This is a genomic window from Streptomyces sp. NPDC051136, from assembly GCF_044455745.1.
Lineage (GTDB): Bacteria > Actinomycetota > Actinomycetes > Streptomycetales > Streptomycetaceae > Streptomyces.
The window spans coordinates 357,753-371,232 of record NZ_JBITFE010000006.1; the positions used below are offsets into that span (position 1 = coordinate 357,753).

13 protein-coding genes are annotated in these 13,480 nt (G+C 74.4%); 3 read left to right on the forward strand and 10 right to left on the reverse strand.

Annotated elements, in window-relative coordinates:
- Positions 1-114: 114 nt before the first annotated feature.
- The 7 genes from ACIBCJ_RS19530 to ACIBCJ_RS19560 all read right to left on the reverse strand — a co-directional run bounded on the left by ACIBCJ_RS19530 (position 115) and on the right by ACIBCJ_RS19560 (position 7,696).
- A complete protein-coding gene (locus tag ACIBCJ_RS19530) occupies positions 115-2,718 on the reverse strand; it encodes a SpoIIE family protein phosphatase (protein WP_362509007.1) in 2,604 nt (867 codons plus the stop codon).
- Positions 2,719-3,050: 332 nt separating this feature from the next.
- On the reverse strand, positions 3,051-3,479 hold the full coding sequence (locus ACIBCJ_RS19535) for an ATP-binding protein (RefSeq protein ID WP_362104741.1): 429 nt from the start codon (positions 3,477-3,479) through the stop codon (positions 3,051-3,053).
- A gap of 38 nt (positions 3,480-3,517) precedes the next feature.
- A complete protein-coding gene (locus ACIBCJ_RS19540; protein WP_365980028.1) occupies positions 3,518-3,952 on the reverse strand; it encodes a (deoxy)nucleoside triphosphate pyrophosphohydrolase in 435 nt (144 codons plus the stop codon).
- Between the two features lie 61 nt (positions 3,953-4,013).
- Positions 4,014-4,205, reverse strand: coding sequence for an SPOR domain-containing protein (locus ACIBCJ_RS19545; RefSeq protein ID WP_362104747.1), 192 nt, complete (start codon positions 4,203-4,205; stop codon positions 4,014-4,016).
- A gap of 427 nt (positions 4,206-4,632) precedes the next feature.
- Positions 4,633-5,385, reverse strand: a complete 753-nt coding sequence (locus ACIBCJ_RS19550) for a GntR family transcriptional regulator (protein WP_133887178.1) — start codon at positions 5,383-5,385, stop codon at positions 4,633-4,635.
- Positions 5,386-5,532: 147 nt separating this feature from the next.
- Complete coding sequence (locus ACIBCJ_RS19555) at positions 5,533-6,666, reverse strand: DUF4190 domain-containing protein (RefSeq protein ID WP_365980029.1); 1,134 nt, start codon at positions 6,664-6,666, stop codon at positions 5,533-5,535.
- A gap of 199 nt (positions 6,667-6,865) precedes the next feature.
- On the reverse strand, positions 6,866-7,696 hold the full coding sequence (locus ACIBCJ_RS19560; protein WP_365980030.1) for an oxidoreductase: 831 nt from the start codon (positions 7,694-7,696) through the stop codon (positions 6,866-6,868).
- Between the two features lie 86 nt (positions 7,697-7,782).
- Here ACIBCJ_RS19560 and ACIBCJ_RS19565 point away from each other — a divergent pair, with 86 nt between their 5' ends.
- On the forward strand, positions 7,783-8,703 hold the full coding sequence (locus ACIBCJ_RS19565; protein WP_362509016.1) for a LysR family transcriptional regulator: 921 nt from the start codon (positions 7,783-7,785) through the stop codon (positions 8,701-8,703).
- Positions 8,704-8,768: 65 nt separating this feature from the next.
- On the opposite strand, the gene ACIBCJ_RS19570 is transcribed toward ACIBCJ_RS19565, so the two are convergent.
- Positions 8,769-9,380: an XRE family transcriptional regulator gene (locus tag ACIBCJ_RS19570; RefSeq protein ID WP_362104760.1), complete on the reverse strand. Its 612-nt coding sequence runs from the start codon at positions 9,378-9,380 to the stop codon at positions 8,769-8,771.
- Positions 9,381-9,493: 113 nt separating this feature from the next.
- Here ACIBCJ_RS19570 and ACIBCJ_RS19575 point away from each other — a divergent pair, with 113 nt between their 5' ends.
- The gene (locus tag ACIBCJ_RS19575; RefSeq protein WP_365980031.1) at positions 9,494-10,120 is read left to right on the forward strand and encodes a class I SAM-dependent methyltransferase; all 627 of its coding nucleotides are present in this window, start codon (positions 9,494-9,496) and stop codon (positions 10,118-10,120) included.
- Positions 10,121-10,176: 56 nt separating this feature from the next.
- Positions 10,177-10,674, forward strand: a complete 498-nt coding sequence (locus tag ACIBCJ_RS19580) for a DinB family protein (protein ID WP_362104766.1) — start codon at positions 10,177-10,179, stop codon at positions 10,672-10,674.
- 99 nt (positions 10,675-10,773) lie between these two features.
- Here the strand turns inward: ACIBCJ_RS19580 and ACIBCJ_RS19585 are convergent, their stop codons facing one another.
- Both ACIBCJ_RS19585 and ACIBCJ_RS19590 read right to left on the reverse strand, forming a co-directional pair.
- Positions 10,774-12,039 carry a hypothetical protein gene (locus tag ACIBCJ_RS19585; protein WP_362104769.1) on the reverse strand — a complete coding sequence of 422 codons (1,266 nt, stop codon included), beginning with the start codon at positions 12,037-12,039 and terminating at the stop codon, positions 10,774-10,776.
- Positions 12,036-13,385 (reverse strand): ThiF family adenylyltransferase, encoded by a 1,350-nt coding sequence (locus ACIBCJ_RS19590; protein ID WP_365980032.1) that lies wholly within the window; start codon positions 13,383-13,385, stop codon positions 12,036-12,038. The genes ACIBCJ_RS19585 and ACIBCJ_RS19590 overlap by 4 nt, the downstream gene beginning before the upstream one ends.
- Between the last annotated feature and the right edge of the window lie 95 nt (positions 13,386-13,480).

The following is a 13,480-nucleotide window of genomic DNA, read 5'->3' on the forward strand; positions in this document are numbered from 1 at the left end:
TCTCCGCCGATCTGGTGCCGCCCCTGGTCACGGCCGGGGCGGCCCTGCTGCTGGCCGGGTACGGCCGCAGACGCCGCACCCGGCGGGCCCGGACCCGGACGACTCCGGGCCGGGTCAGAACAGGCTCAGCAGCGCCTCCGCCGGGTCGGTGAGCTGGGTGTCGGCGCCCGGCAGGGGCAGTTCGAACCACACGGTCTTGCCGCGCGGCGTACGGCGCGATCCCCAGGCCGCGCTGAGCAGGCCGACCAGTTGCAGGCCGCGGCCGCCCTCGTCGGTGTCGCGGGCCCGGCGCCGGCGGGGCTGGACCAGGCCGGAGTCCCAGACCTCGCAGACCAGGGTGCGGTCGAGGAGGAGGCGGAGGCGGATCTCGCCCTCGCCGTAGCGCAGCGCGTTGGTGACGAGTTCGCTGACGAGCAGTTCCGTCGTGTCGACCAGCGGCTCCATGTCCCAGGCGAGCAGCTGGGCGCGGGCGTACTCGCGGGCCCGGCCGACGCTGCGCGGCTCGCGCGGCAGGGTCCAGTCGCCGACGGACTCGCTGGGCAGGCCCTGGACGCGGGCCATCAGCAGGGCGATGTCGTCCTCACCGTGGTGGCTGTCCAGGGTGTTGAGGACGTGGTCGCAGACGTCCTCCAGCGGCTGGGCGGGGTCGGCGAGGGCGCCGACGAATGCCTGGAGGCCCTCGTCGAGGGGGTGGTCGCGGCTCTCGACCAGGCCGTCGGTGTAGAGGGCGAGCAGGGAGCCCTCGGGCAGCTCGACCTCCACCTCCTCGAAGGGCTCCCCGCCGACACCGAGCGGCAGGCCGGGCGGCACGTCCAGCATCAGCGCGGACTCGCCCGGCTCGACCAGGACGGGCGGCAGGTGGCCCGCGTTGGCGAAGGTGCAGCGCCTGGTCACCGAGTCGTAGACGGCGTACACGCAGGTCGCCAGGTAGACCTCGGACAGGTCGGCCTCGCGGGGGCGGCGGGCGGCCCGGGTGGCCTGCTGGACGCCCGAGGGCGCCCCGAGGCCGCGGGCGATCTCGTCCAGCTGGGAGAGCACCTCGGCCGGTTCGATGTCGAGCTGCGCCAGGGTGCGTACCGCGGTGCGCAGTTCGCCCATCGCCACGGCGGCGCGCAGCCCGCGGCCCATCACGTCGCCGACGACGAGCGCGGTGCGGTGGCCGGGGAGTTCGATGACGTCGAACCAGTCACCGCCGACCTCGCTGGCCCGGCCGGTGGCCGCGTTGCCGGGCAGGTAGCGGCAGGCGATGTCGAGTCCGGACGCCTCCGGGTCGCCGGGCGGGAGCAGGGAACGCTGGAGGATCAGCGCGCGTTCGTGCTCGCGGCGGTAGAGGCGGGCGTTGTCGATGCAGACGGCGGCGCGCGCGGCCAGTTCCACGGCGAGGTCGCGGTCGCGGTCGCCGAACGGTTCGCTGCCCTTGGTGCGGGAGAACTGGACGAGTCCGACCACCGTGTCGTGGGCGACCATCGGCACGGCGAGCGTGGACTGCACGAGGCCGCCGTCCTCGGCGGGGACCGTGACCGGGCGGGCGGTGCGCAGGGCGTCGGCGCAGGGCGAGTTGAACGGGTAGTGGTGGACGGCGCCGAGCTCGACCCGCTCACCGGTGCCGTGGAAGGGGGCGTCGGAGACGGCACTGGAGAAGGCGACGCGGCGCAGTTCGGCGCTGCCGTCGGCGAGGCCGGGCGGGGTCTCGTCACCCACCAGCAGTCCCTGGTAGAGGTCGACGGTGGCCAGGTCGCAGAAGCCGGGGACGACGACGTCGAGGAGCTCGCGGGCGGTGGTCTCCAGGTCGAGGGAGTTGCCGATGCGGGCACCGGCTTCGTTCAGGAGGGCGAGATTGCGCCGGGCGGCGGCGGCCTCGCGGGCGGCCTGGCGCCGGGCGGTGATGTCGGTGCCGAGCCAGGCGACGCCGATGGGCCGGCCCGAACCGCTGTGCACGCGGTAGAGGTTGACGGACCAGTGACGCCGTTCCTCCGAGCCCGGCACGAAGCCCGTGACGTGCATGTCGGTGATCGAGTCGCCGGTCTCCAGCACCCGGCGCAGGGTCGCGCAGACCCGGTCGGCCTCGGCGCGCGGCAGGTAGTCGTGGACGCCCTTGCCGCGGTGGTCGTCGGGGGTGCCGCCGAAGATGGAGGCGAAGCGCTGGTTGGCGCGGCGCACCGTCAGGTCGGGGTCGATCAGCAGGAAACCGAAGGGAGACTGGCCGAAAATGGCCTGCGAGGCGGCGAGATCGGTCTCGATGCTCCGCAGGACGCGGACGTCGACGACGATGCAGACGGCGGCCTTTTCCCCGTCCTCGGTGCGCGTCGGCATGACGTACACCTCGGCCAGCCCGCGCCGCCCGCCCTCTCGCGGCCCGCGCCCCCCGGTGTCGGCCGGCGCCCTGAACGGGACCACTCCGGTCCACTCCCGGCCGTCGAGGATCTCGGTCATCTTGCGCTGGCCGCGTTCGCGCAGGTCGGGGTCGATGAAGGTCTCGATGGGATCGGCGCCCACGGCGTCCTCGGCGCGGATGCCCAGCAGTTGCTCCGCCCGCAGGCTCCACTGGTCGACGAGACCGTCGGGCCCGATGGAGAAGGAGGCGACCTTGATGTAGTCGTAGATGGAGCCGGGCGGGCTGCTCTGCCACACCGCGTCACCGAGTGGCGCGCCGTGCGACGGGCCCCCGGACGCCGTGGACTCCGTGGGCTCCTCGGCCCTCGCTGGTATCTCGCTCACGCGAACCGTCCCCTCCAGCTCACCGCGTCCGGCACCGGTCACCGGAGGCGGCTGCCCGCAGTATCCAGCACTACGGCGCCGCACGACACGGTGTTCACGATCACAGCACGGTCCCGATGCTTTTCGGTCCGGACCGTGACAACACTTCCAGTCTTCTAACCAGCGGACACGGCATCGAACCACGCAGTTCCACAACTGCCACCGGCCTGTACCGGAGGGCGGACGAACGGGCGGCGGATTCCCCCACATTCCGGACGGACGCGGGATTGGTGGCGACGGTGCGTCACAAGGCGGTCGCCCCCACCGTCACCCCGCCGCGGCCTGGCGTGGCCCTAACGCGGCACCGCGAGTTCGAACCACACCGTCTTCCCGGCCTCCCCGGGGCGGGTGCCCCAGCGGTGCGTGACGGACGCCACCAGTTGCAGACCCCGGCCGTCCTCGTCGTCGGGACGGGCGACTCGCTCGCGGGGCAGCTCCGGCAGCGGGTCGGAGACCTCCACCAGCAGGATCCCGGGGGTGGCGGCCGGGCGGCACAGGCGGACGCCGATGGGCCCGGTGGCGTGCCGCAGGGCGTTGGTGACCAGCTCGCTGACCAGCAGGACGGTGAGGTCCTCGACGCTGTCGAGCCGCCACTCGTCCAAGGTGCGGCGGACCAGGGAGCGGGCGCCGCGCACGGCGTCCGGCGCCGCGGGGAAGACCCACTCGGCACAGTCGCCGTCGCTGCCGCTCACGCCGATCACTTCCCCGGCCGCCACCCCCACCGCCGTCCCTTTTCGTGGGGTTAATGGGCACATACCCTTTATCCGGGCTCGGTACCGCTCGCCGCAGCCTCCGCCTCCGGCCCCACGTGGGCGAGCACGGCCTCGACCGCCGGTACGTCCTGGTCGAGCCAGGGCACGTCCCAGATCTCGCCGGGGGCCAGCCAGCGCAGGGCGTCGTGGTCCTCCAGCGGTTCGGGGGCAGCGGAGCCGGGGCGCAGGCGGGCGGTCCACACCCGCAGGACGAACGGCGCCCTCAATGGCCACTGCCCCGGGACGCGCTCACCGGTCTCGGCCGCCACCCCGAGCTCCTCGCGCAGTTCACGCACGAGCGCCGCCTCGGGCGTCTCGCCCGCCTCGACCTTGCCGCCGGGCAGCTCCCACCGTCCGGCCAGTTCGGCCGGTGCGCTGCGGCGTGCGGCGAGCAGGCGCCCGCCGTCGAACAGGGCGGCGCCCACCACGATCCGTTCCGTCATGCGCCGGAGCCTACGGCCTGCACGGCCACCGGATCCGGGCGCCGCCCGGCGCCGGCGCGGGTCAGTCCGCCGCGCCGGGGGCGGCCGCGCCCAGCTTCTCGACCCAGTAGAGCTGCTTGTGTCCGCGGCCGTCGAGGGTGTCCGCGATCTGCTGGGCCTCCGCCCGGGTCGCGTACCTGCCCACGCGGTAGCGATTGCCGTTGTCGTCCTGCCGGAAGACCAGCCAGGGAAGAGTGACCGTGCTGTCGTTCATCGCGCCCCTCCACCTCCCGTTCCCGCCGTCCACGGCACCTTCTGCGCCCCGCCCGCCGAGGAAACCGCAATCCGCATATGCCCGAGCCTACGCCCAACCTTCACGGAGCGAATACGACTTTGCACAAAGAGGTACGCAACCAGCCAGAACGCAGGGGGCGCACGATGCGGAACGCGCCGTCCACGCACACCGACGCCTCCGGTCACAGGCATGACGGAGCGGATACGAGCGACCTGCGGGAACGGCCGGATTCGGGCGCCGTACGGACGCTGCCGGACGAGGTGACCCCGGGGCCGGCAGGTGCGCGTGCGGAGGAAAGAGGCGCGGGAGGCGCACGACGGGCGTGCGCCATCTCACACCACGAGGGCGCGTGAACGACCTTCGGGAGCGCATCGATTGACGACCCATCAGGCCGCCGGGCCCCGGGCTACCTCACGGGCAGGTGGTACGCCACCCGGTACCGGTCGGCCGGGACGACCACGTCGGCGGTCTCCACCGCGCGGCCCGAGGCGTAGAACGTGCGCTGGACCACCAGCACCACGTGTCCAGGGACGCCGCCCAGGGCGTGCAGCTCCTCGGCGAGGCCGGGGCGGGCGCCGACCTCCTCGGTGACGTTGTCGACGACGACGTCGATGGCGGCCATCCGCTCGACGACGCCCATGCCGCCGAGCGGGCCTTCCTCGGGCAGCATCACCGGCGTGCGCCCGGTCAGGTCCAGCGGCTCCCAGGACGTGGAGAGCATCACGGCCTCGCCGGCCTCCCGGAAGACGTACCGCGTGCACATCACCCGGTCACCGGACTTGATCCCGAGCCGCTCCGCCACGGCACCGCTCGCCTCGGCCTGTTCGCTGCGCGACTCCCAGGTGCCGCGGGCGTCGCCGTCGGCCTGCTCCTGCCGGAAGGGCGTGGCACCGCCGGCCGGCCGGTACCCGGAGCGCGCGACGCGCCGCGGGACGGGCCGCTCGCGCACATAGGTGCCGGACCCGGAGCGGCCCTCGACCAGACCCTCGGCCATCAGCACCTTGCGGGCCTCCAGGGCGACGGTGTCCGAGACGCCGTACTCCTCGCGGATGCGGGCCTGGGAGGGGAGGCGGGTATGGGGCGGCAGCAGGCCGTCGGCGATTTTCTTGCGGAGATCACCCGCGACACGCAGATATGCCGGCTGCTCACCGAATGTCACTGGCCGCTCCCATCAGGTTGTACAGACAGCAACAGCGTGGCAACCGTAGGTTGGACGGGGCAAGCAAAGGCCAAAGAATCACTCGATGTGATGACTTGTGCGGCCCGAGGGCTTTACGCAGGCACTTTCTCCCCGCTATGGCCGCTCTCACACCTCCATACCGGGGTCGTCTCCCCCGCCGTCACCGTCGCCCTCGTGGTCCGGCGGTGTGGTGGCCAGCCCCAGGGCCTTGCGGGCGGTGACCGTGCTGTCGGCCACGATCAGGTCGTAGCCCTTGCCGTAGTGGTCGTAGTACGCGTCGGGGTCGGCGGCCTTCGCGGCCAGGGCCCACTCCGTCTGCGCCGCGCGCAGGTCGCCGGTCAGCTCGGCGAGCGGACGCCGGGCGCCCGCGCCCCAGTCCCGCCGGTCCAGCATCGCGGTCTCCTCCCTGAGCGCCTCCGACACCTGCCCCGCCCAGACCCGGTAGCCCGCGAGGTCGTCCTCGACGGTGTCCGCCGCGGGCGCCTCGTCCATGGCCCGGTTCAGGTGGCCCTCCGCCAGCAGGTACGTGTGCTGGTCGGGGTCGAGCCGTGCGCCGTCGTTGCGCAGCGAGCCGGTCAGCGTGTCCTGCTCGTCCGTGTTCCCGAACAGGCAGGTGATCTCGCGGTCGCCGGTGCGCCAGCTCGCGGCGGTCGGGGTCAGGTAGTACACGTCGACGTCGGCCGGCAGTGCCCACCGGTCCATCGCGTAGGCGTCCTGGAGGGCGTAGCACCGGTCGTCGGCGGCCCGCGTGATCTCCCCGTCGCCCGGGTAACGGCCGTCGGGCAGGTCGAAGGAGGCGAACACCTCGCCGTCGTGGGCCTCGTCGCAGGGCACCTGGTCCACGTCGTACGTGACGCCCTGGAGGGAGCCGCCCGGAGTGGTGAAGCACTGGCCCTCGCGCAGGGAGTAGGCGGTGCCCTCGCCGCGCGCGGCGTCCCGCAAGCCGCCCCAGAAGTCGGCGGCGACGCCGGTGGAGAGGTTCAGCGCCCACAGCACCAGGCCCAGGGCGGAGAGGACGCATCCGGCCACCGCGAAGCCCTTGCCGCGTTCCCCGCGCTTGCGGATCCCGGCCAGCGCGACCAGTCCCAGCACGAGGCCGACCGCGGGCACGAAGCACAGCACGCCGAGCACGAAGGCGGCGACGGCCAGCCCGTTCAGGGGCGCCTGCCGGGGGTAGGGCCCGCCAGGGTGGCCCCACTGCGGAGCGTACGGGCCCTGCGGGTAGTGCCCCTGGGGCCCCGGCGGTGGCGGTATCGACACGGGTTCCGTGCTCCTCTTCGAGGGTTCGGACGGTTCCGGAGCCTTCGGAAGCTGCCCCGCCGCATCGTAAGCGCGGCCCGCCCGGCCACCGGTGCGCGGGGCACGGGCGCGCCGGGCGTCGTCGCTGCTCCGCGGCCGTCCGAACACCGCGTCGACCGGCCACAGGGCGTCGAGACCGCCGACGGCAGCCCGGTGCGGCTCAGTCGTCGAACGCGGTGGCCCGGGTCTGCTTCTCCCACGCCTCGACGTCCTCGCGGACCTGGTCGAGGTGGCCGAGGACCGCGCCGACGCCGTCGTCGCCCAGGGGCAGGCGCAGCGGGGTGTGCTCGGCCGCGAGGGCGGCCCGGATGACCGCCGCCGCCTTGGCGGGGTCGCCGGGCTGGCTGCCGTCGCTCCCGGCGATCATCCCGCGGGTCTCGCCGACCTTGGCGTACACGCCGCTGTCCGAGCTGATCCCGGCGTTGCCCGCCTCGAACAGGCCGGTGCGGAAGGAGCCCGGCTCGACGATGAGCACCTTGATGCCGAAGTCCCGGACCTCGTCGGCGAGCCCCTCGGACATGCCCTCCAGTGCGAACTTCGTGCCGCTGTACGCCGAGAAGCCCGCGAAGGACATCTGCCCGCCCATGCTGCTCATCTGCACGATCGCGCCCGAGCGCCGCTCCCGCATGAAGGGCAGCACCGCGCGCGTCAGCGCGGCCGGCCCGAAGACGTGCACGTCGAACAGGGCGCGCAGTTCGTCCTCGCCGGTCTCCTCGAAGGCGCCGACGTGGGTGCGGCCCGCGTTGTTGACCAGGACGTCGATCCGTCCGTGCCGTGCCACCACGTCCCGCACGGCGTCCCCGGCGGCCGCCGTGTCGGCGACGTCCAGGCGCAGCGCCTCCATCTGGTCGGGGTGGGCGGCCACCAGGTCGTCGAGCGCCTCGGGGCGCCGGGCCGCGCCGACGACGACGTCACCGTCGACCAGGGCCGCCTCGGCGATCGCCCGCCCGAAGCCGCTGCTCGCCCCGGTAATCAGCCACACCTTGTTCATCGTCGTCTCCCTCGTGTCTGCCGTTCCGACGTCAACGACCCTCTCGCGAAAGCCGGTTGTCCGTCCAAGACCCAGAGTGATAACCCATGGTTATGACGACGGACGTACACGTGCGCGAGCTGCGCTACTTCGCGACGGTGGCCGAGGAACTGCACTTCACCCGGGCGGCCGAGCGCCTGTACGTCTCCCAGCCCGCGTTGAGCAAGCAGATCCGGGCGCTGGAGCGCCAGTTGGGGGCCGAGCTGTTCCGCCGCGATCCGCAGGGCGTGACCCTCACCGAGGCGGGGACGGCGCTGCTGCCGCACGCCCGGCGGGTGCTGGCCGACTGGTCCGAGGGCGCGGCGGCGGTGGAGGCGGCCCGGGAGGCGCGGCGCGGCACCCTGGTGGTCGGCATGAGCACCAGCCCCGGCCGCGGTGGTCTGCTGCCGGCGATCCGCTCCCGCTTCACGGCGGCCCACCCCGGGGCGGCCCTGCGGTTGCGGCAGCTGAGCTGGGAGGACTCGACCGCGGGCCTCGCCGACGGCACCGCCGACGTCGCCTACGTGTGGCTGCCGCTGCCCGACGCCGACCGCTACGCCTGGACGGTGGTCGCGGAGGAACCCCGGCTGGTCGCCCTCCCCGACACCCACCCGCTCGCCGCCCGCCCGGTGCTGGACTTCGCCGACCTGACCGACGAGCCGTTCCTCGCCCTGCCCCAGGAGGCGGGCGTGCTGCGCGACTTCTGGCTGGCGCTGGACGAACGGCGCGCCCTGGCCGCCGGCCCACCGCGCGTCGGTGCCGAGATCTCCGGCACGGAGGAGACGTACGAGGCGCTGGTCGCCGGCCTCGGCGTGTGCCTGGTGGCCACGGGCAACGCCCCGCTGATCACCCTGGGCGGCGTGACCACCCGCCCGGTCCGCGGCCTGTCCCCGAGCCGCTACGCGCTGGCCCGGCGCCGCGAGGACGAGGAGCGGCCACTGGTGCGGGGCTACGTGGAGGCCTGCCGCCGGGTGACGCGACGGGGCTGACGGCGGCTCGGCACGCCGGCCGGGCGGGGCCGGGCGGGCGGGGCCGGGCAGGGCCGGGTGGGCCCTCAGTCACCGTCGCCGTCTCCCCCTGTGGCACGGCCGCTGCGCACGTGGGCGCGCACCCCTTGCAGGCCGAACAGGACGAGCAGTTCGACCGCGCCGCCGTCGGCGCTGCCCAGCCAGTGCGGCAGGGAGGTGTCGAACTCGGCCGCCTCGCCGGGCGCCAGCGTGAGGTCGCGCTCGCCGACCAGCAGCCGCAGCCGGCCGCTGAGCACGTACAGCCATTCGGAGCCCTCGTGGGTCTGCGGGGTCGGTTCGAGGGGCGCCGGACGGCTCGGGATGATCATTTTGAAGGCCTGGGTGCCGCCCGGCCGCCGGGACAGCGGCACGAAGACCATGCCGAAGCGCCGGATCGGCTTCAGGTGGATCCGCGGGTCGCCCGTGCGCGGTGCGCCGACGAGGTCGTCCAGGGGGACGCCGTAGATCCGGGCCAGCGGCAGCAGCAGTTCCAGGGTCGCCCTGCGCTGCCCGCTCTCCAGCCGCGACAGGGTGCTCTCCGACACCCCGGTCGCCGTCGAGAGGTGGGCGAGGGTGATGCCGCGCTCGCGGCGCAGGGCACGCAGTCGCGGGCCCACCGCGTCGAGTACGTCGTCCACGTCGTCCGTACGGGCGTCCATCGGGCCACCTTGCCACAACGGCAAGTTTCCGTGCCGGATCCGGCCGCCGCTGTCGAGACTGGCCGCATCCGCCGCGCGCGACCGGCGGTCCGCGACCGACCGGAGGAGTCCCCATGAGTGCCACGGAAGCGGCCACGTTCTGGGACGGTGTGTACGCCGCCCGTACGGCGCCCGACGCCCCGCGGCCCAACGTCCGTCTCGTCGGGGCGGTCGCCGGCCTGCCTCCCGGCGACGCGCTCGACCTGGGGTGCGGCAGCGGCGGCGACGCGCTGTGGCTCGCTCGTAAGGGCTGGCGGGTCACGGCCGTGGACATCTCCGGCGTGGCGGCCGAGCGGCTCGCGGCGCACGCCCGCGCGCACGGACTCGGCGACCGGGTCGACGCCGTACGACACGATCTGCGCGCGTCCTTCCCCGCGGGCCGGTTCGACCTGGTGTGCGCCCACTACCTGCACACGCCCTTCGGCCTTGACCGTGCGGAGGTCCTGCGGGCGGCCGCGGACGCGCTGCGTCCCGGCGGGCGGCTGCTGGTCGTCGACCACGGCTCGACCGCGCCGTGGTCGTGGGAGCAGGACCCCGACGTCCGGTACCCGGCTCCGGAGGAGGTCGCGGCGGACCTGGCTCTGGACCCGGCGACGTGGCGGGTCGAACGGGCGGAGGCCGCGCGCCGGACCGCTACCGGACCGGACGGGCGCACCGCCGAGGTCGTCGACCACGTCCTGCTCGTCCGCCGCACGGCCTGACCGCGCCCGTAGACGAGGGCGCCGCCCACCGGACGCCCGTCCACCAGGAGGTCACCATGTCCACCACCCCCCGAACCCGCCGCCGGGACACCCCGCCGCCCCGGACCGGAGGCAGCGAGGCGGAGACGCTGCGCGGGTTTCTCGACTATCTGCGGACCTCGGTCGCCGGCAAGGTCGACGGCGCCCCGGAACCCCAGGTCCGTACGGCCGCGGTGCCGTCCGGCACGAACCTGCTCGGGCTGCTCGAACACCTGGCCCACGTCGAGCGCGCGCTCTTCCTCGGGGAGGAGGTGCGGAGCTGGCCCGCGACCTTCCGGGCCGCGCCCGGGGACGGCGTGGCCGAGGTCGTGGCCCGCTACCGGGACGCCGTCCGGCGGGCGAACCTCGTCCTCGACGCCTGCACCGACCTCGGGGCACCGCTCCCCCGGGCCCGTCCGGACCGTCCGGCGCCCAGCGTCCGCTGGGCCCTCACCCACATGATCGAGGAGACCGGCCGCCACGCCGGCCACGCGGACATCCTGCGCGAGCTGATCGACGGCGGTACGGGACGCTGACCGCCCCGGTGTCTCGGCGCCCTCGGAGGTCCAGGCTTCCCGGTGCCCAGCGTCCAGGTGTTCAGGCGTTCAGGCGTTCGGGCGTTCGGGCGGAGGCCCTCACCGCCGGACGGCACTCGTGGTCCGGCGTGCCCGGCGGTTGCGCCACCAGGTGACCAGCCAGAGGACGTTGACCCCGCCCAGCACCACCAGCACCGTCACCGCGTCGGCGTTGCCGGCCAGGCCGTGCTCCGGTCCCAGGCCCCGTACGGCGCGGACCAGGAGGACGATGTCGGCAGGCAGGGTGACCGCGGCCATGAAGGCCAGGCAGACCGCCGTGCCGATCACGAGGACGACGCTGTAGAGCCGCACGGCCCGACGCTCGTGTGCGGGCAGCCGGGTGCTCGGATCGTCCCGTCCCGAGGCCGCGGCCCGCGCACCGGCGCCGCGACGCACCGCGCCCACCGCGCGCCACCACCGGTACCGGGCGTACGCCAGGCCGTCGCCGTACAGGTCCCGGCAGCCGGTGAGGTCCTGGAGGACGAAGTAGAGGTCCGTGCGGGTGAAGACCATGCACTGGAAGGGCAGCGGGAGCAGGGCAAGCAGCAGGGCCGCCGCCAGCAGCCGGTGCGCGGTCGTCCCGGGCTCGGTCACCGCGAGGACCAGGACCAGGGACGACGCCACGGACAGGTTGAGGGCGATGCCGGCCAGGTAGGCCGTCAGGCGGTGGCGGCGGGGGGCGAGTTCGATGCCGCTGATGTCGGTCTGCATGACGAGGAACTGCAACCGGGTGCCCAGCCGCATCCTCCCCGGCACGCCCGCCGCGCGGGCGGTGACCAGGTGCGCCAGTTCGTGGGCCAGCAGCAGCGTCCAGCCGGCCGCCGCCCCGGTGAGCAGGACGGCGCTGCCGTGCCGGCTCCACAGGAGGTCGCGGTAGCCGGGAAGCAGGTCGGGGCGGCGCACCAGGGCGACGACGGCGGCCGTCAGCAGGGCCCCGAACAGCAGCGGGAGCACCGGGTGCAAGGCGAGGCGGACGTGGTGGGGGCGCAGCCGCGGCAGGGACGCCCGCGGCGGTTCGGCGTCCGGGACCGTACGGTCGCCGATCCGCGCCACGAACCCCAGCGCGGCCAGGTCCCCGACGAAGTCCGCGATGTCGAACTCCTCCCCGGTCTCGGCACGCAGCGTCTCCTCCGTGCGCGCCACGCTCAGCCCCCCGCCCAGGAGTTCCACCGCGCGGGCCCCGGCCGCCGGCAGGGCGACGAAGGTCCGGGTGGCCATGCGGCCCACGATCCACTCGTCGCGGTCCCGCCGTACCGCCAGGTCGTGCAGGGCGACGCGGGTGGCCGGCCCGATCCGGGGAGGGACGTCGGCGGCGGTGTCCGTCACGACGGGCCCTGGTCGCCGGAGCCGGGGCGCGCGGCCGCTGCGGGGCCCGCGACCCCCAACGCCACCGGGGCCGGGTCGGGGCCCACCCCGCAGGACGGGCAGTCGGGGCGCCGCTGCGAGCGCTGCATGACCGGGTCGCCCGGCATCATGAGGTTGAGGCCGAACCGGCATCCGGGTTCGACGGGCGGGACGCCGCACAGCAGCATCAGGGCGGCGTGGGCGAGCAGGCCGCCGGACAGGCCCGCGGTCACGGCGTTGGCCGGGTTCCAGGGCATTCGGGGCGAGGCCGCGTCCTCGTCCTGGCCGGGGCCGAGCCGCAGGTCGCGCCGTTCGACCTCGGCGTCGCGCAGGCACTGCCAGCACGCGCCCCGGCCGGGGGTGAAGACCCCCACGCCGACCAGCGGCCCGCGGTAGCCGGCCTCGGCCCACGGCGTGCGCGTGGCCAGGCAGACCCGGTTGGCCCATCTGCGGATCTCGGCGGGCCGGTCGGCGGCGAGCAGCAGGACGTCGTAGCCCGACGCCCGGGTGTCCCCGGTGGCGTCGCCGTCAACGGTGCGGTCGCGAAGGGCGCTGTCACCGGTGCCCTCGCAGCCGGCCCTGTCACCCGTGGCGTCGGTGCCGTACGGGCCGTCGGTGCTGCCGGCACCGGCATGGGCGCCGGCGCGGAGCAGGTCTTCGAGGTCCGCCGGGCCGCGCACCTCGCGCCGCTCGCCGGTGACCTCGGTGTCCGGGTTCAGCGCGCGCAGGGCGGTGAGCGCCGCGTCGAGCTTGGGTCTGCCGAGGTCCTGCTCGCGGTAGAGCGTCTGCCGGTTGAGGTTGGACAGTTCGACCACGTCCGGTTCGACGCAGTGCAGGTGCCCCACTCCGGAAGCCACCAGGTCCCGGGCGGCGGCCGAGCCGGTGCCGCCGACGCCGATGAGCAGGACGCTCGACCGGCGCAGCAGCAGCTGCGGCTCCCAGGCACTGCCCCTGGGGCTCAGGTCCATCCAGCGCAGCAGCGTCATGCCCCGGCTGTATCGCTCACGTTCGCGCTCGGACAGCTCCGCCGGCGGCTCGGCACCCGCGTCCTCGACGAACCCGGCCTCGGTCAGGTCCGTCATCGCCTGGGCGATGTCCGGGTCGGGCAGCCGCAGTTCCGGGTGGCGCCGGGACACCACGGCGACGACGTCCGCGGCGTCCCGCGTCCCGTCCATCGCCTGGACCAGCGTCCAGATCCAGCCGTCGGCGTCCTGGACCTCGGCGCCGATGCCGTGGACGACGCTGCCGATCCTCACGTGGCCGTCCACGGTCCGGTAGGCGCGGTGCTCCGGCTTGATCCGGGGTCTGCGCATCGCGTGCACCGTCATGTTCGCGCCAACCTCGCCACCCCCAACCACGTACGGCACAACGGACATTGACAACAGTGACCCGGTCGGCCAACGCTGACAAGAGCACAACGTGC

What these genes read in the sequence shown, in the direction of transcription:
- ACIBCJ_RS19540 (WP_365980028.1), bottom strand. Translation starts at nt 3,952, where the DNA reads ATGACGGAACGGATCGTGGTGGGCGCCGCCCTGTTCGACGGCGGGCGC.
- ACIBCJ_RS19545 (WP_362104747.1), bottom strand. Translation starts at nt 4,205, where the DNA reads ATGAACGACAGCACGGTCACTCTTCCCTGGCTGGTCTTCCGGCAGGAC.
- ACIBCJ_RS19560 (WP_365980030.1), bottom strand. Translation starts at nt 7,696, where the DNA reads ATGAACAAGGTGTGGCTGATTACCGGGGCGAGCAGCGGCTTCGGGCGG.
- ACIBCJ_RS19565 (WP_362509016.1), top strand. Translation starts at nt 7,783, where the DNA reads ATGGTTATGACGACGGACGTACACGTGCGCGAGCTGCGCTACTTCGCG.
- ACIBCJ_RS19570 (WP_362104760.1), bottom strand. Translation starts at nt 9,380, where the DNA reads ATGGACGCCCGTACGGACGACGTGGACGACGTACTCGACGCGGTGGGC.
- ACIBCJ_RS19575 (WP_365980031.1), top strand. Translation starts at nt 9,494, where the DNA reads ATGAGTGCCACGGAAGCGGCCACGTTCTGGGACGGTGTGTACGCCGCC.
- ACIBCJ_RS19580 (WP_362104766.1), top strand. Translation starts at nt 10,177, where the DNA reads ATGTCCACCACCCCCCGAACCCGCCGCCGGGACACCCCGCCGCCCCGG.
- ACIBCJ_RS19590 (WP_365980032.1), bottom strand. Translation starts at nt 13,385, where the DNA reads ATGACGGTGCACGCGATGCGCAGACCCCGGATCAAGCCGGAGCACCGC.